Here is a 22,435-nt window from a genome sequence, read left to right on the forward strand (position 1 = left end):
CGGGTTGATACCAGCGATCTCCCGGTTCGCCCGAGTTCTCTGATCCTTGTCGGCACCACCCCGGGTGCCGCCGAGGAGGGCAGGACGATGGACGAGCAGCAGCGCGACGAGACGGTGGGCGCGACCCCGGCTGTGTCCGGTTCGGACGGGCCGGCGACGGCCCCCGAGGCGCAGGCGACCTCCGCGGCACCCGAGCCCCAGATGCACGCGGCCCCGATCGCAGCCCGCGCGTCGGAGGCGCCGGGCGCCCCGCCCGTGATGCCGGTGGCCGCCGGGTCGGTCGCGACGGCCACCAAGCCCACCGTCCGGCGCGGCCTGGCCATCGGCGCGGCCGGCGGCGCCCTCGCCCTGGGGCTGCTGGCGGGCGGCGTCACGGCGGCGGCGATCGCGGCCTCGCAGGCGTCGTCGGCGGACAGCACGACCACGAGCGCCCAGGGCGCGTCCTTCGTGCCGCCGACGGCCACCCCGCCGTCCGCCGACACCCCGTCGTACGGCACCGACCCCCGCGGCGGCACGGTTCCCGACACCACAACGTCGGCGGCCACCGCGGCGACCGCGGACCAGCAGGTCGGCGTCGTCACCATCAACACGACGCTGGGCTACCAGAACGCGTCGGCGGCCGGCACGGGCATGGTGCTCACGTCGGACGGGCTGGTGCTCACCAACAACCATGTGATCGAGGGCTCGACGGCCATCCAGGTGACCATCGAGTCGACGGGCCAGACGTACACCGCCACGGTGCTGGGCACGGACGCCACCCACGACGTCGCGCTCCTGCAGCTCGAGGGCGCGTCGGGCCTGTCCACGGTGACGCTCGACAACGACAGCGGCGTGGTGGCCGGCGACGCGATCACGGCGGTGGGCAACGCGGAGGGCGGCGGCGACCTGCTGGCCGCGGCCGGCTCGGTGGTGGCGACGGACCAGACCATGACGGCGTCGGACGGCTCGTCGCAGGGGGAGACCCTGAGCGGCCTCATCGAGTTCTCGGCGGCCGTGGTGCCCGGCGACTCGGGCGGCCCGCTGTTCGACTCCGAGGGTGAGGTGGTCGGCATGACGACGGCCGCGTCCTCCAGCACGCAGGTGACGACGGTGGCCTACGCGATCTCGATCGAGGACGCGCTGGTCATCGCACACCAGATCGACCCCGGCGCCGCCTCCGCGACCGTCACCATCGGCTACCCGGCGTTCCTCGGGGTCGCGCTCGCCTCCGACTCGACCGCGACCGTGGCGGGCGTCCTCGACGGCACCCCGGCTGCGTCCGCCGGCCTGGCCGTGGGCGACACGATCACCTCGGTGAACGGGGTGGCGGTGGCCTCCGGCTCGGCCCTGTCCGACGCGCTCGCCCAGTTCGCCCCCGGCGACTCGGTGGCGCTGACCTGGACGACCGCTGGCGGCACCGCCGGCTCCGCGACGGTCACGCTCATCGCCGGCCCGGCCGACTGACGCGCCGGAATGAGTCCGACCAGCCTGCCGTTGAGAGGTAGGCTGGTCGGACTGGCTTCGGTCAGTGCTTGAAAACTGAACATGGGGGTGATCGGTTTCGACGGTGATCGTCGAACCAGGAGAAGCGGGTCGAGGACGCACGGTTATCTCGTCAACGCTCCGTGCAAACCAATAGGTGCCAATTCCAACCGCACCGACTTCGCCCTCGCCGCCTGAGCGAGTCCCGAAGTCCGTTGGCCTGAGTACGCTCTCGACTCAGTAACCAGCGTCATCTAGAGAGCCACTGCTGGTAATCGTCGTCAGGTCGATTGCCGGGACTTTAATCTGACTGGGCCCGTCCACAACATGTCTGCGTGATCGTGGGGGCCGAGAAAAGCACAGCAGACTGCACCCGGAGAATCCCTGGTACTGCGTCACCGGACGCGGGTTCGATTCCCGCCACCTCCACCCATCTGACCTGCGGAAACGTAGGTCTTGTTGACACGGATCTAGCCTCTTGTTGACGCGAGGGGCTATTTCTGTGTCTAGGGTCTCCATGCGGGAGCGGACGGGTCACGGGCCCCTTCGGGGTGCTCTGGCGGGGAACCCCGAACGAAGCACCAGAGTTCGATGACGTACGACGACGAGAACGAGGCCCCCCGTGGCAAAGCACCTGCTGGAGGTGACCGCGGGCATCCGGGCAAAGCCGCGCAGCTCGCGGCTGCTGTCCGCAGTCACGGGCTTCCGTCGAGGACGCCGTCGCCGAGCACACCGAGCTGCTGACCGCGATCGGTCCACATACCCGCGCCACCTATCGCCAGCGACGTGCGAACGCACACCTGCTGCCTGACGAGCAGGCCGAAGCGGCCGTCGCAGCCACTCGAGCGCTTGGTGGGATCGGGTAGTCGCGCGCGATCGGTCCGCGCGACTCCGGCTAGTTGCCTGAACGATTGGTGGAACGGACGGCGAACCAAGTCACCCGGGGGCCGCCTCCGTCGGGCCCGACTTACGGGAGATGCGCGCCTAAGCACCGAGCCGCGCGCGAACGGCCGCTCTCGCCGCAGGCGTGAGCCGCAGGTACCTACCCCATGCCCGTTCGAGGGCGGAGACGTCGCGCTTCTCTTGCCGAATCCACTGGATGAGGCGGTCGATATCGGCGGTCGGGAGCGCAAGGGCGTCGGCGAGGGCGCCGTCGGCGTCGCGCTCGCGCTGGCCGGCACGGCAGCGCTTGCACTCGGTAACAAACTCACGCGTCGTCGCGCCGCCCGGGAGGCGAACCGGCCGACTGGATACGGCCAAGACGGCCGTCAGCATTGCGTCGTCCGGGTATCCCTCGCCGCCGGCGATTCCGCAGATCGTGCATACGAAGCCATCGCGCGCCATGACGTCATCACGGGCCTTGCTCGAGATCGTTGGTGCCGACGCGGCAGCGCGCCGCTCGCGTGGGTTCCATACCGCGACGCCCTCGGTCACGAAGCGGTTCTGCTCCCGGGTCAACGATGCGTCATCCGCGCGGGTGTGCAGTATCCAGCCAAAGTCGCGAAGGTCCCGAATGCGTCGGTCCGCCTGCGCGATACCTGGAAAGGCTTGGCGAATGTCCTCTTTGGTGAAGGTATTGCCGATGCCGACCTCTTGAACGAGCCAGAGGGCGCCCCGGACCATGGTGCCGCCCTGGAGTGCGGGGTCGTTCCATGCTGCCGTCTTCATCACTGCTTCACCGTCCCGGTAGCCACCGACTGCACCCGTGTAGTGGATGCTCACTGGCATGATGCCGTATGGGCCCGCCGGATCCAGCGGGTGAGAACTTCGAACCATAGGCACGAAGGAGATATCGGTGGTCGCGCAAGACTTTGGGATTCCTCCTACCGGCGCGACTGTCGCGGAGAACCTGGCGTTGTGGGTGGATGAGGCTCAGCAGGAAGGGAACGCGGAGTCGATGCGCGTGCCCTGGAGGGGCGGATGGGACGTGCTGACCGTCGTTTCAGTCCCGGTGAACCAGCTCTACCTGAACCCCAACACTCACCGGATCCGTGCCCAGCGTACGTCCGACCCTGCGCGCGACGAGGCTCTCGGTCGGCACCCTTGGGGTGAGGAGGGCCAGCAGTACCTGCGAGACCTGTTGCGGTCAAAGCCAACCGAGCCGAACGTCGAAGACCCTGAGTACAGGGAGCTGGTCACCGAGCTCGGGCGCCACGGGCAGCGCGATCCCGGCATCGTTACGCGCACGGGCATTCTCGTCGACGCGAATACTCGATGCGTGGCACTACGCGACTTGGGAGTAACGCATATTCGAGTTGGCGTCTTAAAGCATAGTGCCAACTGGGAGGACATCAATGCGATCGAGCTGCAGATCCAGCTTCGGAAGGACAAGCGCAGGGACTACCCATACATCAACCGTCTGATCTCGATCGAGGAGCAACTGGCGGCAGGGATGAGCGAACGCGACGTTGCGCACGATTGGAATATTGCGGAAAAATCGCTAAAGGCAGACATGTGGGCCTACGCGCTGATCCGCGAGGCGATCGATCGCAGCCGTACGAGCGACGGGGCGCAGTTGAACCTGCTCCACTTCAATGACCAGCAGGAAAGTTTCCGCGAATTTCATCGTGGCTATCAGGCTCTGCTCGCTACGGACCCGGACGGCGCCGAGCAGATGCGTGAAGCGCGACTTGCATCGCTGGTGTTGGGTCTACCGAAGACGTCGCTACGAGCCGTGGGCGGCGAGTTCTACACGCGCTATCTGGAGCGCCAGCTGCCACCAAACCTCAAGCCCACGGTTCCGGAGCCGACCGCAATCGCAATTCCTGGATTGCCAGGCGTCGGAACCATGGCGCCGGCGAGCAGCGACGGCGCGCGCGCTGCGAGGGCATTGACCGACAGCCTGCTCCAGGCACGGGCTCAGACGGCCACGTCTGAAGCCCCAGGTTCCAAGGCCGCGGCGGCGAAGTTCATCGACGAGGCAAACCAGGCGTTCCGCAGGGCCACGAAACTCGCTGGTCAGGACGAGACGCTGGCGAAGAAGCAGACCGCGGTCCCGGACCGAGTCGTCGACGCGTCCGACTTCCTGAACCAAGCGACCACGGAGTTCGCCAAGTCTCGGCAGGAGCGGACGCTCGACGAGGACGCCTTCGATAGTGCGCTCCTGGAGCTGAGGAGCAGCATCGAGGGCCTCGCGAAACTGGCGTCACGGGCGTACCCGAGCCCTCCCCAAGGCGTTGGCTGGCTGCTCGCCGCCGCCCGGGCGCGCGCTGATCAAGATGTCTGAGCCAAGTCTCGCGATTGGGCTCAGCGCTCACCCGACCAAGGTCCGCCTCAGGGCCCGGCCCGGGATGGAGGAGGCGCTGCGCCGTCTCGCGCTCCGCTTCCCGAGCACGGAGCGCGTCTCGAGCCTGGTGATCGAGGTTCCGCTCGATGACCTCATGACGCACGTCGCAGCTCTTCAGCGGTGGCCAGAGCCCGGAACGGTGAAGTGGGACGAAGCGGTGGCACGGGTCGTCACCGATTCAATGCGCGACGCGCAAATCGTCGCTGAGCGGCTTGCGGGAGCGGGTGGGGCAACGCCCACGCTGGCGTCGAGCACCCAATTCGATGGGGCAGGGTGGAAGGCGGATCTCACCGAATTTCAGCGCGACGACATCACGAAGCTGCTGTCCTTGCGGCACGGTGCCAACTTCTCGGTACCGGGTGCCGGCAAGACTAGGGTCGCGTTAGCGGTCTTCCACGCACTGCGGGAACAGGGTGAGGTCGAACGGCTGCTCATCGTCGGTCCAAAGTCGAGTTACGGATCATGGGCGTCGGAGAACCTCGAGTGCTTCGAGACTCCCCTGCGCCTGGAAGTCATGGACCGTGGACCGAGCTCGGTGGCCGATGCCGTTGTCATCAATTATGAGCGGCTCTCGGCGGCGGTACCGACGCTTACCCGGTGGCTCGACGAGAAGCCCACGCTCATGGTCCTCGACGAGGCTCACCGGATGAAGCTCGGTGCCGATGGCGTCTACGGCGCCGCATGCCTTGCCCTCGGCCCATACAGCCGGCGTCGGCTCGTTCTCACCGGAACCCCCGCCCCGAACGGCGTGCGGGACCTGGAGAGCCTCTTCGCCTTCGTGTGGCCGGGCACGGGTCGGCAGCGCGTTGTTCAGGCCGTGGGCGGCGGCAACCTGGCGATTGCAAGCCAGCGATTGCGTCCCCTGTTCGCGCGGACGACCAAGAAGCAGCTGGGGCTCCCTCCGGTCACGGCCGTCGTGAGGCGTCTCGACATGCCACCACTCCATCAGGAGGTTTACAGGGCACTGCTCGGCGAGTTCTCCGCTCGCGCCATCGGTGGGCAGGGCGACCTCGAGGCGCTCGGAAAGGTGCTCGTCTACTTGATGATGGCGGCGACGAGCCCCGCCCTGCTGTCGGTCGGAACGACCCGCTACGAGCCGCTCGCTTACCAGGTCGCGCCGCTCGAAGTTCCGAACGGAACGACCCTCTCCGACCTGCTCGCGCGGTTGCCGCGCCACGAGCTCTCGCCAAAGTACGAAGAGGTCATCAGGATCGTCCAGGAGAACGCGGCCGTCGGCCGCAAGACGCTGGTCTGGTCGACGTTCATCCGCAGTCTGACCACGCTCCGCGAGCTCCTGGCCCCGTACAGGCCTGCTCTGGTGCACGGTGGCAGTGCTGACCGAGAGGCAGAGGTCCAGCGATTCCGAGAGGATCCCGCTTGCCTTGTTCTGCTCTCGAATCCGGCGACACTCGGTGAGGGCATCAGCCTCCACCACGAGTGCCACGATGCTGTCTATGTCGATAGGGACTTCGCGGCGGGCCGGTATCTCCAGAGCGTCGACCGGATCCATCGACTCGGACTCGCCCCAGACGCTGCGACGCGCGTTACCGTCCTCGTGGCGAACGAGACCATCGACGAAGTCATCGAGCAGCGGCTTGGCGTCAAGCTTGACTTCATGGCGCGAATCCTCGACGACGCATCTCTGCGAGAGCTCGCGGACCTCGACGAGGAGCCCGCTGTCGGCGGTGGGCTCGATGCGTCCGACCTACAGTCGCTGATCGGCCACCTCAATGCCTCTTCCCCCTGAACCAATCGTGCAGGCAATGGCCAGGTGGCTGAAGCTCGTGCCAACTAGTGGCATTCAGCGATCGCGCTCACTCTTGATGACGAGCGCCCAGTACCAGGACCTCACGCCGACCCAGTACGAGACGGCGCTGGCATGGCTGGAAGCGCGCGGACTATTGGAGAAGCCGCTCCTCGCCTCCGCGCACGCACGCGTCGCCGTCTTCGAACACCTCGTCGGCGAGGCAGGCTGGTTCGCCAACGCCGACTTGCTCGTCCGTGAGCCCGATGAGCTACCACTCGATGCCGCGTTCGCGGCCGACGAGCTTGGGCTGAATCCGGTTGCGGCTGCGCAGGTCATTCGGACTCACTGGGGAAGGGTCGACACTGCGCGCCGAGAGGAGGTGGGCGCGGCGGGCGAGCGTGCGCTGCTCTCGCTGCTACGTGGGTCTCTCGTACCGAGCGCTACCGTGGAGCACGTAGCTGCCGTGAGCGATGGTTTGGGCTACGACATCGCTGTGGGGGCCCGCGACTTCGAATGCCACATCGAGGTCAAGAGCACGACGAGGAAGGCCTCGGGGTCGTTCTATCTCTCTCGGAACGAGTTCGAGGTCTGCCGGTTCGACGGCCTGTGGGTCCTGGTGTTCGTCCAGTTGTCGACTTCGCTCCAGCTCGAGCAGGTCGAAACAGTGAGCGCCCATTGGCTGCGCGAAGCGGCTCCGGCAGACACCTCGTTGGCAGTGCGCTGGGAGAGCGCTCGGTTCGAGGCACCGCGCGAAGCGCGCGAGGCTGGTATCGGGCGGCTCGGGGATTTGCTCGCCGTCGACAGCCCGCTGGGTGCGTCTCGTCAGTAGGCCGCACTCAGACGTCACCTGCCGGCTTGGACGGCGGTTCCGTCCACAACTCTGCTAGTCAGGCGGCGCGTCGCCCTCTAGCACGCGACGATGAACCCGATCTGCCTCCCACGCCGTGTCGGTGGGGGCGTGCAACCTAGGCGAGACTTAGCCTCGCTACGAGCAGAGGAGTAGAAGACGTGGGCGAACTTTCGGTAGTCGAGATCTGCGCAGGTGCAGGTGGCCAGGCGCTCGGTCTCGAGCTTGCCGGGTTCAACCACCGCCTGGCGATCGAACTGGACGAGAACGCTGCGGCGACGCTTCGACACAACCGTCCGGATTGGGAAGTCCGGGTCGGGGACGTCGCGGACCCTGAGGTCTGGAACCCTGACGAGTTCTCCGAGGATCTCTCGCTTGTGGCGGGCGGTGTGCCGTGCCCACCCTTTTCAATTGCGGGGAAGCAACTCGGCACCAGTGACGAGCGTGACCTGTTCGCGTGGGCCGTCGAACTTGCGGGCCGGATGGAGCCGCGAGCCGTACTTCTCGAGAACGTCCGCGGTCTGTCGATGCCGAGGTTCGCCGCATACCGACAGCACGTCAAGGACCGCCTGGCCTCGTTCGGATACTGGTCTGACTGGAAGTTGCTCGAGGCGCGCGACTACGGCGTTCCACAGTTGCGTCCGCGATTCATCCTCGTCGCGCTGCGCCTGGAGGATGCCCAGTACTTCCATTGGCCTCAGCCGACGCCATATATCGGAACTGTGGGCTCGGCGCTGCGCGACATGATGAAGTCCGGCGGCTGGGCTGGGGCCGATACCTGGGCCGAGAGCGCCAACGGAATCGCCCCCACGATCGTCGGCGGTTCGAAGAAGCACGGCGGTGCGGATCTTGGACCAACCCGTGCGAGGCGCGCTTGGGCGGCGCTCGGCGTTAACGGCATTGGCGTAGCCGATGAGCCCCCGTCGGCGGAGGCTCCACTCGGATTCCAACCCAAGCTCACCACCGAGATGATCGCTCGCATCCAGGGGTGGGGAGCTGACGTCGAGTACGCATGGACCTTCACTGGACTGAAGACGTCCCGCGCCCGACAGATTGGCAACGCGTTTCCACCACCCGTCGCGCGAGCTGTCGGCAGCGCGATCGCCGCGGCCCTCCGCCACGAAGGCTTGCCTGCTCGACGCGAGCCATCGGAAGCCGACGTCACGCATGACCCGCTGTACGTTGCACTTCGCTCGGCGAGCGGGCCTTTGACGACAGCTGAGATCGCAGAGCGGATCGGCGAGGCCGTCAGTGAACTTGAGTTCGCTCGCCGACTTGAGGCGCTGCGTCAGGACTTCGAATTGCTCGTTGGCGGCACCGGTGAGCAAGCGACGTTCCAGCTCGGCGCGTTCCGAGGGTTCGTTGGGCAGGACGACCACCTGCGCCACGGCGCGTTCGAGACCGCACGATCGCGCATCAGCTAGTCGGGCGGTCTCGCACCTAAGCGAGGCGCGAACGTACGGGCGGACCACTTTCCGAGGTCGCACGCGGTCGGGCGCCAGTAACGTCTCGGTGTGGCGCCCAAGAAACCCGTCGCCGTCTGCCGGGAGCCATCGGCACCGAGTGCGCGGGATACCGGTGCGCGCCCGCCGGACGTCGTCGAGCCGCCCGACTCCGACCTCGAGCTCAATTCCAAGGGCGAGTTGGCGCGGCCGACCGACGACGAGCGCCAAAACGTCAGTCGTGCGGCTACGCGGGTCCGTCGACCGATGCCAGTTTCGCGCGACGCACCACGGGTGACGCGGACGTGACCACCCCGAGTTCTCGTTCAATGTCGGCGACAACTAGATCGACAGACTCGTGCTCCCAAAACCGGAGTACGGTCCAGCCCGCACGAGCGAGCCGTGCGTTGGTGTCGGCGTCACGAGCGACGTTGGCCGCAATCTTGGCCGGCCAGTAGTCGACGTTGTGAGCAAAGGACTTCCGGCCATGCTCTGGACAGCCGTGCCAGAAGCAGCCGTCTATAAAGACGGCGATGCGCTGGCGGGTGAACACAATGTCCGCACGGCGGCGCAGAGATGGGTCCGGCCGGGCGTCGACGCGATATCGGCGCCCCCGAGCGTGCAGAAGCCGTCGCACCGCAAGCTCAGCATGGGTATCGCGACGGCGGTTCGCCTGCATGTTTCGGCGGCGTCCTGGCGAGGACGCCCACGACGGTTTCGCAATCACGGTGCCTAGCCTCACACAGCGAGCGCAGACTGTTGAGTCACAAGCGCCCCACGGAACCGAGCGTGTGCCCGGCGATAGCGGGCTTCGCCGAACGAGCCGCCGTCTAGCGACGGCAGGTCTGGACCGAGACCCGGCTCAGCGTTGCGCTGGCCGAAGAGGTGCGCCAGGTTGTGCGCGCGGCGGCGATGGCGGCTCGGGCGAGTCGGGCTGGTGCTCCGCTCACGTCTCGGCCGCCGGAGTTGGCGCGTGGGAGGTCGAGGGATGCTGGTCACGATTGACACGGCTTTGTCAGGCGGGCAGGCAGTCAGGGTCGGGCCGGTTGGTGGTGACGTAGAGCCGGTTGGTGTGGCGGTCTCGGCTGACCGCGACGACGGGTCCTCGCGACCCATCCGTCGGTGACCACTGCATGCGGCTCGTCGATCGTCATGCCCTGGGTGCGTGCGATGGTCGTCGCGTGGGCCGAGCTCGACGTGCTCGGCGATGTAGCCGGCGGTTAGCCGCAGCGCCGAGCTGGCAGCCGTGGCGCGATTCATAGGTATGTCGTCAGTCGAATCCAACCCAGACCTAAAGATGTGATGTCGGTGACCGATAGCATCTTTGGGCTTGCGAGCGGTGGCACCTGCGACGCCCGCGACCGAAGCGGGGATCGAGAGCGAGGTTGCATGAGTCAACGCCCCGAGGGGGACCATTCTTTGCAGGTGGCCAAGGCCACGCTGGAGGCGTGCGGCTTCATCGTGCACACCGACCCGGCGGGTTGGCGCCCTCCGATCCTGGCCCACCATGCGAGTCGGGGGCTGTTGGCCCTGGGCCTGTCGGACGGCTCCAATGGCGCGATGGTGGCGCTCAACCGACAAATCGCGATCCTCCGCGACGAGATTCCTGCTGTACGGCGCGAACGATTCAGTCGCTTCCTCGTTAGCGACGGCGACGGACCAGAGCACACGAGCTCTGTGCTCTCTCCGGTGGACGTCGCTGGAACGAACTGGATCGAGGAGATTCCCGTTCGGCTCCTCGATGAGCAGGTCCGAGCGGACGTTGTCGCCGCGTATCGCCCCGCGGCCGTGATCGACGTGCCGATTCGGCTGCCGCTCGACGACGATCTGGCGGGGGAGCGGGCCGCTCTTCGCATCGCCCTGGACCGCCAGCAGGCCGACGTCGTCGCGGACGACGCAAGCGAGGTTGTCGTCGTCACCGGTCCGCCGGGAAGCGGCAAGACTCTCGTGCTCGTGGCGCGTGCGAGGCGCGTCGCTCTGGCGCATCCAAAGTGGACGATTCAGGTCCTCTGCTTCAACAACATGCTGGTCAGCTACCTCGAGTCCCTGGTTGCCGACGTGCCGAACATTCAGGTCAATACCTTCGGCAAGTTCGCCCATCGCTACGGCTTCCGAGTCCACCTCAGCGACGAGGGGCTGGCTGGTCGAGACGTTGCGCGTCATCTCCCGGTGCTTCGCGCGAATCCACCGCTTGACGCCCTCGTCATTGATGAAGCGCAGGACTTCTTCCCTTCGTGGATCGACTTCGCAGTCGCATCCGTGCGGCCGGGGCACGGTGGCATTGCGGTCGCTGGTGATCCAAAGCAGGCTCTTTATCGCGAGGGACTCGACGATGGCATTGCCGTGGAGGGGCGCCTGGAGGTCCGGCAAGTGGTATTGCAGCGCCCATACCGGTCGACGCGGCAGATCCTGGATGTCACCTCCGCACTAGGACCGTCGAGCGTCGTTAGCGGTCGGGCCCACGCGTTCGAGGGCGAGCCGGTCGACCTGGTGTGGTCGGAGAAGATCGATGGCCAGGCCGCGTCGGTCGCTCGCGACGCGAAGCGCCTGATCGAGTCAGGACAGCGGAACCCCCAAGACATCGGGGTTCTGGTCACGCGCAAGTTCCACATCGGGCGACTTCGGGCGGCGCTCGAAGGGGCCGGTGTCCCGGTGCGGGCGGTATATGCGAATCAAGCAGGGTCGTTCTCGCTCGGTGAACCGACGGTGACGGTCATGACAGTCCACTCGGCCAAGGGGCTTGAGTTCGACGTGGTCTTCCTGGTGGGCCTCGAGAACCTGCCGGAAGGTGAACAATCGGAGGAGGCTGAGCGACAGGGTCGAGCCGGCTACGTCGGCATGACCCGTGCTCGCGATCAGTTGATCGTCACGTACTCCAAGGACAACGCCTACCTTGAGAGAATCCGCGGCCTGCCAGTTGAGACCCTTCGGCGGTGGGTATGGCCCGACGACTTCCCGGAGGAGTGAGTGGCAGAGCTCAAGGTGATGGGTGAGTACGTCGGTCCAGGCGAGCGAAAGGCGGCCGAGAGGCTTGCCGAGCGCCTTCCCTCGGATTGGGTGGTGTTCGCGGGCCGCAAGCTTGCTGGCGAGACACGCGATGACGTCGACCTGATCGTGGTTGGGGCAGGAACCATCTTCGTTCTCGAGGAGAAGTCCTGGGGGCCACGGATCGTCGTTGGCGACAACTTCTGGCACGTCAACGGCGAGGCCCGGCCGAACCCGCTCAACCGAAACGCGCAACTGGCGCGCAAGCTCGCGGGACTCTTCAAGGACAAGGCCCGCGGGTATGCGAACGTGCGAGGTAAGAGGGTCGTGCCAGCGGTCGTGCTCAGCCACGACAACGTGACCGTCATGGGTGCCGCCAACCATGACGCCTCCGAGCACATCTGGTCGCTAGAACAAGCCGACGAGGCGATGCTGTCCATCGACCGGCGCGAGACGCCGCTCGGAGACGCTCGCCGGACTGTCTTGGCCTACCTCGACGAGCTGCCACAGGCGCGCAAGGACACCCGCATCGGGGACTACCGTGTGCTGGGCCGCGTTGAGGTCCCTGGCGCAGAGTTGACGTACTACGCGGTCGGCAACGACGGACAGCATGTGCTCCTGAAGTGCTACCCGTTGCATCGCCTCGAGTCTCACGGTGATCCGCGCGAGTTCCTGCGGCGCGAGACGATTGCTCTGAACCGCCTCGCGGACTACGCCCGAACTTGGCACGCGCGCCCGTTCTTCGAGGACCCGGCTCGGGGGCTGTTCGTTGTTCCCGTGGTTCCGCCGGCGGAAGCGCGATCACTCGAGCAAGCGATCGTCAAGCCCGGCCCGGAGCGAAGCGACGGCGAGCTCGATGACGACGTGGCGCGGGACGTCGCGCGAGACGCCTTTCTCGCGCTGGCCGACGTGCATGCGCAGGGGCTGATTCACCGCGCGCTGCATCCACGCCGCGTCTGGCTAGCACGACGCATGCGCGTGATGTTCAGCGACTTCCATTTCGCGCGTGTAACTGACGGTGCGACGATCGCTGGCTGGGCGCGGGACTACGACGTCAGCGAAAACTATCGCGCGCCCGAGTGCGTCGCTGACCTCAGCAGCGCTACGGCGAAGTCGGACGTCTACAGCCTCGCGCTCTGCTTGAGCGCTTGGCTTCTTGGCCGGGATGTCACCGAGCTCGCTCCCGACGCCCTAGCGGCGCAGGTCCGTGCCGGGTACCCATGGGCGGCCGCCCTAGTTGACGGCCTCGCGACCTCGCCCACGGCCAGGCCGACCGCGGAGGAAGTCGTCGAGTCGTTATCGCCAGAGCCAGTCGTGGTCGAGCCGGTGACGGAGCCTGACGCTGAATTCGTTGTCGGGCAAACCATCGACGGGCGCTATGAGATCAAGCGTCAACTAGGCCGAGGCGGGTACGCCACGTCTTGGCTCGTCTATGACCGCGAGGCCGATCACACCAAGGTCCTGAAGCAGTTTATGCACGGTGACCCCGACGAACTCAGAGCGGAGTACAACGCCGCCAACACTCTCCAGCACGATGGGTGCGGGCGCGTCTACGACGTGCGTGTCGGCCGCGAGCCGTACTACCTGGTCTCCGAGTACGTCGAGGGCGAGAGCCTTGCGACCGGTGGGATCGATCGGGACGTGGATGAACTTCGGTCGATCGCTGTGGGTGTGCTCGAGGCGCTGGAGTACATCCACAGGAAGGGGTTTGTGCACGGTGACGTCACGCCGGCCAACGTAATCGTGTCGACAGATGGCAATGGCTACGCAAAACTCATCGACTTTGGGCTCGCGATGAAAAAAGGGGGAACCCCGGCCGGCTGGAGCCCACGGTTCGCCGCGCCAGAAGTCATCGAGCGACGCAGCGCCGTGGTTGCGAGCGACATCTTCAGCTTTGCCGCCACAATGGCGTTCGCGATGCTCGGTCGGCATGTCGCGGCCTACGAGGACCGCGAGCTAGTGGTTGTCGAGCCGACGCCCGACGAACTGGCTACGTGGCAGGAGTCGGGCGAGCGACTCCTCCGCGTGCTCATGCGTGGCGTGTCGAACGACCCGACTGCACGACCGGAGAGCGCAGCGGCGTTTCGGTCACTCGTCATCGAGTCGCAACAACCGCCATCGGTGGCGGTCCCGGCGCCCGGCGTTGCTCTCGTCCGCCAGACGAACCCCACGGTGGAGGCCGTCCGTCGGCTCTACAGGGGCTCGACGATCGGAAATGCCGGCAACCGCGGGCTCGACGACGAGTTCGCCAAGCGGACGTACGTTCCGACGAGGTTGGACACCGAACTTCTCCCGCGCGTCCTTGCCGGCGACTTCGAGCTGGTTCTGTTGAGCGGTAACCCGGGCGATGGCAAGACCTCGGTGCTCGTCCAGCTTGGCGACGAGCTGCGTCGCAGAGGCGGAGTTTCAACGTACGACGACGATGCCGGATGGGCTATCGACCTCGCCGGCCACACGTTCATTGCTGTGTACGACGCGAGCGAATCGCACGAGGGCCTCTCCTCAGACGACCTGATCCGGCGAGCTCTGGATCCCGTTCTTGGGCGCTCGGATGCGACCGCGCTGATCGCAGTGAATGACGGCCGACTGCACAACTTCCTGAGGGATTTCGACGGCGTCTATGAAGACTGGGCCCTTGCTGTGCGGGATCAGCTCGATGGGTTGGCGCCTGAAGATGACCGTGTCGTGCTCGTTGACCTCAAGCGACGGACCCTGACGAGTGCCAATCCAGTCGAGCCCGGGTTGGGACGCCGCGTCCTCGAGCAGTTGGTACGCGACGACTTGTGGACGAGCTGCGTGAGCTGCGTGGCCCAGGCGGAGTGTCCGATCCTCGCCAATCGCAACACCCTGGCTGGCCGGGGGGCGGAGGTCTTCGACGAGCTCCTTGGGATCAGTCACCTGCGGCGCCGCCGACGGGCGACGTTCCGCGACGTGCGCTCCGCCGCGGCCTGGCTCATCACGGGCGATCGGAGCTGCGAGGCGGTGCACGTCCGGCGGGAGGAAGGCCTCTCGCCGCTATACCTGCCCGACGCCCTCACCCACGACCTGGCGTTCGCGCAGGGGTCAGGCGACTATCTAGTCGACGAATGGTCCGACCTTGACCCGAAGTTGGTGGCTGCACCTGCCGTCGATCGCACTCGACGGGAGATGCGTCGCGATCCCGCTCGCCGATACTTGCAGTCGGTCGACAGTGTTGCCCGCGCGCTCTACTGGGGAGTCGTCTCGTCAGACGAGGCGAGACCGAGCGAAATGAGGGTCTACCGCCACCTGAGCGAGTTCAAGGCGATGCTCGCGGGCGACCTGCCGCAGAAGACGATCCGCGATCGTCTCCTACTGGGGATCAGTCGGCTGGTCGGTGCATTTGGGTACAACGACGAGGGCTTGGCCGTGAGTACGGGCGCCGATTCGGCATGGACTGTGTTGCACTCTCTGCCGGCAGACCAGTTCCAGGTCGAGGTAACCGGGCGCAACGATCGGTTTATCGAGTCGATGCCGGACCGACTCGCGATCGTGCACCCGATCGCACGACTGTCCCTCAGCCTCGACACCGCCGAGATCATTCTGCGAGTCGCCGATGGCGAAATCGTCGACGATGTCGCATCAGACGGGGTGCGACAGGAGATCGACGGCTTCGTGAGCCAACTTGCCCGTCAGCCATCGCGTCGTGCGCGGATCGTGGACGCCTCTGGTTCTGTCGCTTCGGTTCGTGCCGAGGGACCCAACATCCTGCTGGAGCCGGTGTGACATTTTCGCTGCCCAAGGAGTTCAGCACGTTGGTCACGCCGACCGTGCTGCCAGTGGAGTTGAATGACACCGACGTCGACCGAATGATTACGCGAGTCCTTGAGATGGCGGTAAAGCAGGGGAGGACGGCATCATCGCGGGTTAACGCGAACGAGTACGACCGCTATCTCGACGCGTTGCGGGACTCGGGAAACCTGGTCGGATTCGACGGCGAGCACGGTCGCGACCTTCTCGACGGATGGGTGCGGGCGTCGATCGTCAAAGAGGAACGCGCTGGCCTTCGTCGCGACACGGTGCAGATGGGCTATCTGCGCCCGCTCACGATCGCGACGTACCGGAGTGGGCTGCCGAAGACGTCGTCTCGAAACCGAAAAGCTGACGTTGTGGCCTACCAGAGCATGATTCGGGCCGTTGCTCGCCGAGGCTCGAACAACCCGCCCGCCGAGGTAAGGAAGCTTTTCGTTGATACGTTCGGCACGGGCGTCGAACTGGGCGAGGCGCCGTGGGCAGGTCCGCGGTACGACGGCGAAACGGAAATCGATATCGACACACTGCTCGCGCTCCGATTCCTGGAAGGTTTCGAGGGTAGCGAGAACTTGAGCCGCGAACGGAGTGACGTCGAGATCCCGATCCCGCAGGCGGTCGACCCGCTGGGCGAGGATCTCATCGCGTTCCTTCGCGCCTACGGCCCATCGATGCCAGTGGCAGAGGCATACGGACACGTCAGCGCCATCATCGCTCTGAGGCTATTCCAGCTGCCGCTCGTCTCGGCAGTCGTCGCCAGGCGCTTGCTGTCCGGCGACGCGTCCAGCGATCAGCCCGTCCGGCCGGAGATGTACTGCGACTTCACCAGACGGCGGGGAGGCGCATCCGACGAGACGTCCAAGCTGTGCGTGATGCGAGATCTCGAGGTACTCCGGGCGTTCTTCGCAGACCGGCTCCTGCTTCGAGCGCTATCTGAGGTGCACCCGTTCACCGGCGTGACGCCAGTTGGCGAGACTGCTGAAGAGCTTATGAGGTGGTGCGCCAACAGCCGCGATGACCAGCGAACACAGATGGCACTCGGAATGCGGCTCCAGCAGATCTTCCACGCATTGGACGAAGACTCCGACGGACGAGCATTCATTAACGAGATCCTCGGCTCGGAGGGCCTGTCGCCCGAGGACCGATTCGTTGCGGTTCTCGTCGAAGGATTGCGAAAGCGCGGGCTCGAGAACCAGATCAAGTGGTTCCACACCACCGGTGGGATCACAAAAAACTATGGCGTTCTGTCGGGGACACTGCGCGTCCGTTCGACCTGGCGCTACGCGCCGTCAGATGAAGTGCTGACCACGCTGCTGTGCATGTGCTTCGTCGACAGTGAGTTCCGGGTAGCTCGCTCGTTGCCTATTCGCGTCGTCCTGGAACGGCTCGAAAGCCGATTCGGGCTGATCATCGATCGACCGCCCGCTGGTCTCGACTCCGGAGAGGCGCGTGCGGGTGCGGCCGACAACCTGGAGGCGTTCACGCGACGACTCAAGTTGCTCGGCTGCTTCGAGGGCCTATCTGATGACTTCTCAGCGCAGTACGTCACGCGCCCGCGGGAGGCGGCATGACAACCCCCGGCGAGATCCTGCTCTGTCGTGCGATCGCGACCCACCTGGTCGCAGTCATGCACGATGCGGCCCCAGGGCATTGCGTTCGCCTCGACGACGTCGACCCTGGTCTGGCGGCCGAGCTCTGTCAGGCCATGACCGACGCGCCTGACCACGTACGCGTCCACGTCTTGCGCGCTGAACCGCAAGAGTCGTTCGAAGTCGCTCCGGAGAGGGCGATCGAGCTGCGCAACAGGAAGCAGAAGGCACTGCTGCTCTTCGTTCCTGCTGGAGAGGGGCACGCGGCGAGCTCGCTCGACAACTCTTTCAATCGATTGCCGATGAGCTCGGTCTACCCAGGTGTCGAGCGTCTGTTGCTAGACCAGCTGCAGCCGTCCAGCCTCAAGGACACGCTGACCCGAGTCCGTCGGATGCTCTCGCGGAATGGCTTGGAGTCCTGGACGCAGCTCATCGCGGAGCTCTGTGCGGATCCGTCGGAGCTGACGCTCGGACGAAACCTCTGGCGGATCGGACTTGTCCCAGACCTTGCCCCGGGGCTTGAGGGTCGCCTCGAGCGCAATCGCGTGGCAGCCAACGAGCTCAGTCGCCCGTCGCGCCCATCATCCACAATCGATGATCGCCTCACCCGGGCGGGGGTGGAAGAGGGGATCTGGCGTGGGCGGCTTCGCCGCCATCTGGAGCATCAAGGTCCCCTTCTCGCCAACCCACGGGCCTGGACCCGCGGCCTGGCGGAGACCGAAGGGTTGTCGTTTGATCGCTGGCCGCTTGCTGACTCCGCCGGCCAGGAGCTCACAGCCGTGGAAGTCGTGCCGTTTAGCAAGCCCGATGGCTCGGTCGATCCCGCGAGCAAACTCGCGATGGGCGGAGACGGCCAGCTCGTCCTGCGGGTGCCGGAAGGCGGAGCTGGGAGTGTCGTCGTCCAGTGGCGGACGGTCCCGCTGAAGACGGACTCGGTTGCTCGTTGGCGTATCGAGGTCGGATACCCGGCTGACCTACGTTCTGTCGAGGATGAGCCGCTAGCGCAAGCAAGAGTCCGAGGTGCGCTGCGGCGAGCCACCGTCAAGGTGACCGCAGACGAGGACGACCTCGCCGGAGGATCGCGCTTCGTCGTCACGGTCACGCCGATCGGCGAGCATGGGGAGGAACTCGTGCTGTCGACCGGAGGGTCGCTGAGCGTAGACAGCCAAGAGTTCCAGGTCGTGCTAGCGGAGGCGGCCGCACGTAGCCCTCGGCGAACGGCTGCGGCGAGCGTCGCCGAGGCGGTCGTCCGAGTCGCGCTCGATGGGCAGGACGATCTCTCCGAGGACCTTGTGTCGTGGGACCTCGGCGGCCAGGTGTTCGGCTTACGCCTAGGCAACCGACGGGCGATCCAGGTTCGAGTCAGCGAACTCATTGTCCGACTCCAGCGGCACGCGACGGCCGAGCCCAACGCGGCTCGCCACTATGACGCCAGGACGCTGTTCGGGAGTGTTCTTGAGTCGTTCGGCGAGGGGCGCGAACTCGAGCTACCACCGGCCCTCCGGCGCGGTCGTGCAGCGTTCTTGGGCGCGCTCGGGAGCGACCCACAGCGAGACACGGTGGAGTCCGCACGCTGGACGCCGGAACTTCGAGCAGCGGCCATTTCCTACATGGCGACTTATCGACGAGCCCTGGAAGGAGCGGCGCCGGACGCGCTCGCCGACCTGCTGCAACTTGACACGGTTTCATTGCAGGTGAAGCGCAACGGCGAATGGATCCGCGCCGTCATCCTCCTTCCGATCCACCCACTACGACTGTGGTGGGTTAGCGAGCACGACTCCGTCCTGCGAGGTTGGGCTGAAGAACTGACGGCGGTGGGCTCGAAAGCGTCCCGCGCCGCGCGAATCGACGCGAGCCTCCTGCCTCGGATCATCCCCGCGAATCTGCCGTTCTCCACCATCGACGGCGCGGGCCACGTCGCGCTGTACGCCGAGGAGCTCACGCTGGGGAGCGGTCTGTACCTCGTCCCTGGAGAGATGGATAGGGATACGGCAGCGGAGTCGGTCGCCAGCATCCTCGGCCTCGACCGGGCGACGCCCAGCATGAGGGCCGCCTCTGGCATGGTGGCCGACCGATTCGCGGCGTACGAGGTTGCCCACGATCCCGGCGAGACCTTGCGAGTCCTCGCCGTCAACCCCGGATCTGGAGAGCTCCTGGCTGGTGCGCTCGCCCAAGGGGAGCTGCGGTCGTCGACTGAGGGCGAATCGGAGGACGATCCGAGGCGCCTTGACGTTCTCGCGTACAGCGACAGCGCGTCCTACGTCGACCCACTTCCGCACCTCTCGGCGCTCCAGCGTTCGCTGCGAGTCCGCGAGTACGCGCGTTTGGCAACCCACGTCGCGCCGCCGATGTCCTTGACGGTGCGACCAACCCGACAGTTGCTGGAGGACAACGAACAGGCCCATGTCGCCCTTCTGCAGGACGCTTACGCCAGTTCCGTTGCCTGCGGAGCTGCTATCGAACGAAAGGCCTCGTTCGGGGACCTGCTGGTACCGATGGTGACGCGTCGGCCGACGCTGACGGCCGAGCTAGCGTGGGAGAGCGGACCGGCGCTCGGTGTGGGCGGCGGCGACCAGAGCGTAATCGCCGCGCATCGATCGCACCAGCGCGCAATCGGTCGTCTGCTCGGTGGCGCGGACGGCGAGGTTCCCGTGGTTCGGGCGGTCGTCGACGAAGCACGACAGGCGCAGCTCCGTGCAGCCCACGATCGAACGGATTGGGTCGTCGGACTGGACCGATTCATCGGTGTGGATCTGTTCGAGGGCGGTTTCCTCGGTTCGTTCATCCTCGACTATGCCCCCGACTTCGTCGAGGGCATCGGAGACCGGCTTACGGTTACAACTACGCAGCGCCTCGAAGTCGAACGCCTACTTGAAGGGGCGATGCGAGACCTCGGCCTTGCGGAGGTGGACCAGAGCGTCGGCGAGTTGCTGCGGACGTTGACTGTAGTCTCCGGGCGGCTTGCGTTGCGTTTGCTCGAGAACAACACGCTAGCTCGGGAGGCGGTGTCGCTCGCCGCACTGGTGCGGTGCTTGCAGAACCGAGGCGACTTGACGGATCTGATCGTCGTGCCAGTCGACGCGCATCCAGAGATCTTCGGCCCGGCCGGGCGCGAAGGGGCCGACGCTCGCAGGTGCGACCTTCTCTTGGTCCGCGTTGGGCAGCGCTCGTTCAAGATCGAGTGCGTCGAGGTCAAGTCGCGCAAGGAGGCAAAGCTCCCGCCGGCGCTCGCGGACATGATCGTGAATCAACTGGATGACACGCGTCGCCTTCTGGAGTCGAGGTTCTTCTCGGACCCGCCCCGCATCGATGCGGCGCTACAGCGGGCGCGCCTCGCGAGCCTGCTGCACTACTACGCGGACCGGTCGGCCGCCAACGGCTTGATCGACGCCGCGCGAATCCCAGAGGTTCATCGCTACATCGATCGCATTGAGGAATCGGGCGAGACTGCTGAGATCTCGATGCAGGGCTACGTCATCAGCCTCGATGGTGATGCTGGGTTCAAGAAGCGGTACGGCGATGTCCCATTGACGGTCTTGACAGCCGACGACCTGGCTGGCGTGGGCCTCACGACTAGGAGCGCCGAACTCGAGCAGCAGATGTCCCGCAGTTCGACTTCGACGGTGTTCGCAAGCCCGACCGCTAGCCCTTCGCCGGTCTCGGGTGGAGGCCGTGCCGGTGAGGCAGTCGCCGTTGTCGGGATACCGCCGGCCCCTCACGATGAGCCGTCGGCAGTGGAAGAGGCGCTCGCTGGCCAGGTCCTCGGTCATGAAGTTGTCGACGCGCGCGTGGGCGTTGACATCTCAAATTCGCCGGACGACGGCGTGATTGCCGTCTCGCTGGGCTCCGACGCACACGGCGTGGAGGCGAGGTGGGGCGTGAGCACAAAGGGCAGTCCGCACGCATTTATTCTCGGCATCCCGGGTCAAGGTAAGTCAGTGACGACTCGCCGAATCATTCGTCAGTTTGCTAGCCAGGGCCTCCCTGCGCTCGTTTTCGACTTCCACGGTGACATGGCAGCGGATCCACCCGCAGATGCCGTGGTTCTGGACGCCGCGCGTGGCCTCCCTTTTAGTCCCTTCGAACCCGACATCGAGCTCGGGCGCCCGATCAATACGTCCGCCTGGGAGATCGCGGAGATCGTGGGATACGTCGCCAAGCTCGGCGAGATCCAGCGCAACCACGTGTATCGGGCCTTGCAGGACATCTACGGGGCGAAGGGTTGGGTGGGAACGACGCCAGGAAGCGGAACGCCCACTATGGCGGAGTTCGTGCAGGCACTCGAAACTGTGGAAACGTCCGCGGCCGGGCGCAACGCGGCCGCGCGGCTCCAGCCGTTCACCGATTTCGGGCTCTTCGACGAAGCCTCGACCGACCGGTTCGCTGTGCTGACCCCTGAGCGAAACGGCTGGGTCGTCGACCTCAGCAAACTCGGTCTTGAAGAGGTCCAGCGCTTCGGAGCCTCCTTCCTCCTGCGTCGGGTTTACCGAGAGATGTTCGGGTGGCAGCAAAACGGTCAAATGAAGCTCGCCGTGGTCCTCGATGAGGCTCATCGTATGGCCCGCGACGTGACGCTGCCTAAGATAATGAAAGAAGGCAGGAAGTACGGGGCGAGCGTCATCGTTGCCAGCCAAAACGTCGATGACTTTCACAAGGAAGTGCTGTCGAATGCTGGCACGAAGATCGCGTTCCGCACGAACTTTCCAGCGTCAAAGACGGTGAGCGGCTTCCTGCGCGGGCGGTCGGGGGTCGACCTGAGCGAGCAGCTCGAGAAGCTCAACGTCGGCGTCGCGTACGTGTCGACTCCGGAGTCGGTTCAGGCCAGGAAGATCTACATGTCGAATGACTAGCCGGCGACAAAACGGTGCGTCGGTCGCAGTCGAGCTCGAGGGGGCCCGTGCTTGATCGACCGACCGGGCATCCGAAGCGCAGCTGTGGTGACCTCGTCTACGAACGCATCGACCGGCATCGAGTTGGCGGTTTGGCGCCCCGCGCGCGCCTTCTCCGAGCCGGACCGACTCCTCCACGGCTGAGGGTGCGCCAGCCACGTTCGGCGATCCGCCGCCGACCGGTGTCGAGTGAGGCTTCTCCGATCGCGCCTCGGTCATCCGCCCCGTTGACGCGGTCCTGGCCGAGCACGGCAAGACGGCCGAAGGACGGTGGTGTCTCGGCTTCGAGCTGCTCGCCGAGGCCCGACTGGCGGTCGTCCTAGATGGAGGAGCGAGCCGACCTGGCCGTGACCTCCGGACCAACCCTCTCCAGGATTGACCCCGCCGATTCTCCGGCCGCTCCGTGGGTGGTCGTCGCTAG

General features: G+C 66.0%; 11 protein-coding genes and 1 other RNA gene. 10 read left to right on the top strand and 2 right to left on the bottom strand.

Annotated features, from left to right (window positions below; translation table 11 throughout):
• Window positions 1–87 precede the first annotated feature (87 nt).
• Together AB5970_RS05810 and ssrA are read left to right on the top strand one after the other, a co-directional pair.
• The gene (locus AB5970_RS05810; protein ID WP_370502968.1) at window positions 88–1,443 is read left to right on the top strand and encodes a trypsin-like peptidase domain-containing protein; all 1,356 of its coding nucleotides are present in this window, start codon (window positions 88–90) and stop codon (window positions 1,441–1,443) included.
• Between the two features lie 83 nt (window positions 1,444–1,526).
• Window positions 1,527–1,893: a transfer-messenger RNA gene (gene ssrA, locus AB5970_RS05815) on the top strand.
• 552 nt (window positions 1,894–2,445) lie between these two features.
• On the opposite strand, the gene AB5970_RS05820 is transcribed toward ssrA, so the two are convergent.
• A complete protein-coding gene (locus AB5970_RS05820) occupies window positions 2,446–3,183 on the bottom strand; it encodes a hypothetical protein (protein WP_370502969.1) in 738 nt (245 codons plus the stop codon).
• A gap of 73 nt (window positions 3,184–3,256) precedes the next feature.
• On the opposite strand from AB5970_RS05820, the gene AB5970_RS05825 reads away from it, so the two are divergent.
• From AB5970_RS05825 to AB5970_RS05840, 4 genes are all read left to right on the top strand, one after another.
• Entirely contained in the window at window positions 3,257–4,687 is a 1,431-nt protein-coding gene (locus AB5970_RS05825) for a transcriptional regulator (protein WP_370502970.1), read from the top strand.
• 64 nt (window positions 4,688–4,751) lie between these two features.
• Window positions 4,752–6,494, top strand: a complete 1,743-nt coding sequence (locus AB5970_RS05830; protein WP_370502971.1) for a DEAD/DEAH box helicase — start codon at window positions 4,752–4,754, stop codon at window positions 6,492–6,494.
• A gap of 16 nt (window positions 6,495–6,510) precedes the next feature.
• Window positions 6,511–7,323, top strand: coding sequence for a DUF3883 domain-containing protein (locus AB5970_RS05835; protein ID WP_370502972.1), 813 nt, complete (start codon window positions 6,511–6,513; stop codon window positions 7,321–7,323).
• 179 nt (window positions 7,324–7,502) lie between these two features.
• On the top strand, window positions 7,503–8,765 hold the full coding sequence (locus AB5970_RS05840; RefSeq protein ID WP_370502973.1) for a DNA cytosine methyltransferase: 1,263 nt from the start codon (window positions 7,503–7,505) through the stop codon (window positions 8,763–8,765).
• Window positions 8,766–9,030: 265 nt separating this feature from the next.
• Here the strand turns inward: AB5970_RS05840 and AB5970_RS05845 are convergent, their stop codons facing one another.
• Window positions 9,031–9,525, bottom strand: coding sequence for a very short patch repair endonuclease (locus tag AB5970_RS05845; RefSeq protein ID WP_370502974.1), 495 nt, complete (start codon window positions 9,523–9,525; stop codon window positions 9,031–9,033).
• 683 nt (window positions 9,526–10,208) lie between these two features.
• Here AB5970_RS05845 and AB5970_RS05850 point away from each other — a divergent pair.
• The 4 genes from AB5970_RS05850 to AB5970_RS05865 are packed head-to-tail and all read left to right on the top strand — an operon-like array spanning window position 10,209 to window position 21,975.
• Window positions 10,209–11,750, top strand: coding sequence for a 3'-5' exonuclease (locus AB5970_RS05850; RefSeq protein WP_370502975.1), 1,542 nt, complete (start codon window positions 10,209–10,211; stop codon window positions 11,748–11,750).
• A complete protein-coding gene (locus AB5970_RS05855) occupies window positions 11,751–15,512 on the top strand; it encodes a protein kinase domain-containing protein (protein WP_370502976.1) in 3,762 nt (1,253 codons plus the stop codon).
• A complete protein-coding gene (locus AB5970_RS05860; protein WP_370502977.1) occupies window positions 15,509–17,107 on the top strand; it encodes a hypothetical protein in 1,599 nt (532 codons plus the stop codon). The genes AB5970_RS05855 and AB5970_RS05860 overlap by 4 nt, the downstream gene beginning before the upstream one ends.
• A complete protein-coding gene (locus AB5970_RS05865) occupies window positions 17,104–21,975 on the top strand; it encodes an ATP-binding protein (protein WP_370502978.1) in 4,872 nt (1,623 codons plus the stop codon). Before AB5970_RS05860 ends, AB5970_RS05865 begins: the two co-directional genes overlap by 4 nt.
• Window positions 21,976–22,435: the final 460 nt, after the last annotated feature.

The organism is Cellulomonas sp. ICMP 17802, assembly GCF_041295535.1.
Classification (GTDB): domain Bacteria; phylum Actinomycetota; class Actinomycetes; order Actinomycetales; family Cellulomonadaceae; genus Cellulomonas.

What these genes read in the sequence shown, in the direction of transcription:
- AB5970_RS05835 (WP_370502972.1), top strand. Translation starts at nt 6,511, where the DNA reads ATGGCCAGGTGGCTGAAGCTCGTGCCAACTAGTGGCATTCAGCGATCG.
- AB5970_RS05830 (WP_370502971.1), top strand. Translation starts at nt 4,752, where the DNA reads ATGGAGGAGGCGCTGCGCCGTCTCGCGCTCCGCTTCCCGAGCACGGAG.
- AB5970_RS05865 (WP_370502978.1), top strand. Translation starts at nt 17,104, where the DNA reads ATGACAACCCCCGGCGAGATCCTGCTCTGTCGTGCGATCGCGACCCAC.
- AB5970_RS05810 (WP_370502968.1), top strand. Translation starts at nt 88, where the DNA reads ATGGACGAGCAGCAGCGCGACGAGACGGTGGGCGCGACCCCGGCTGTG.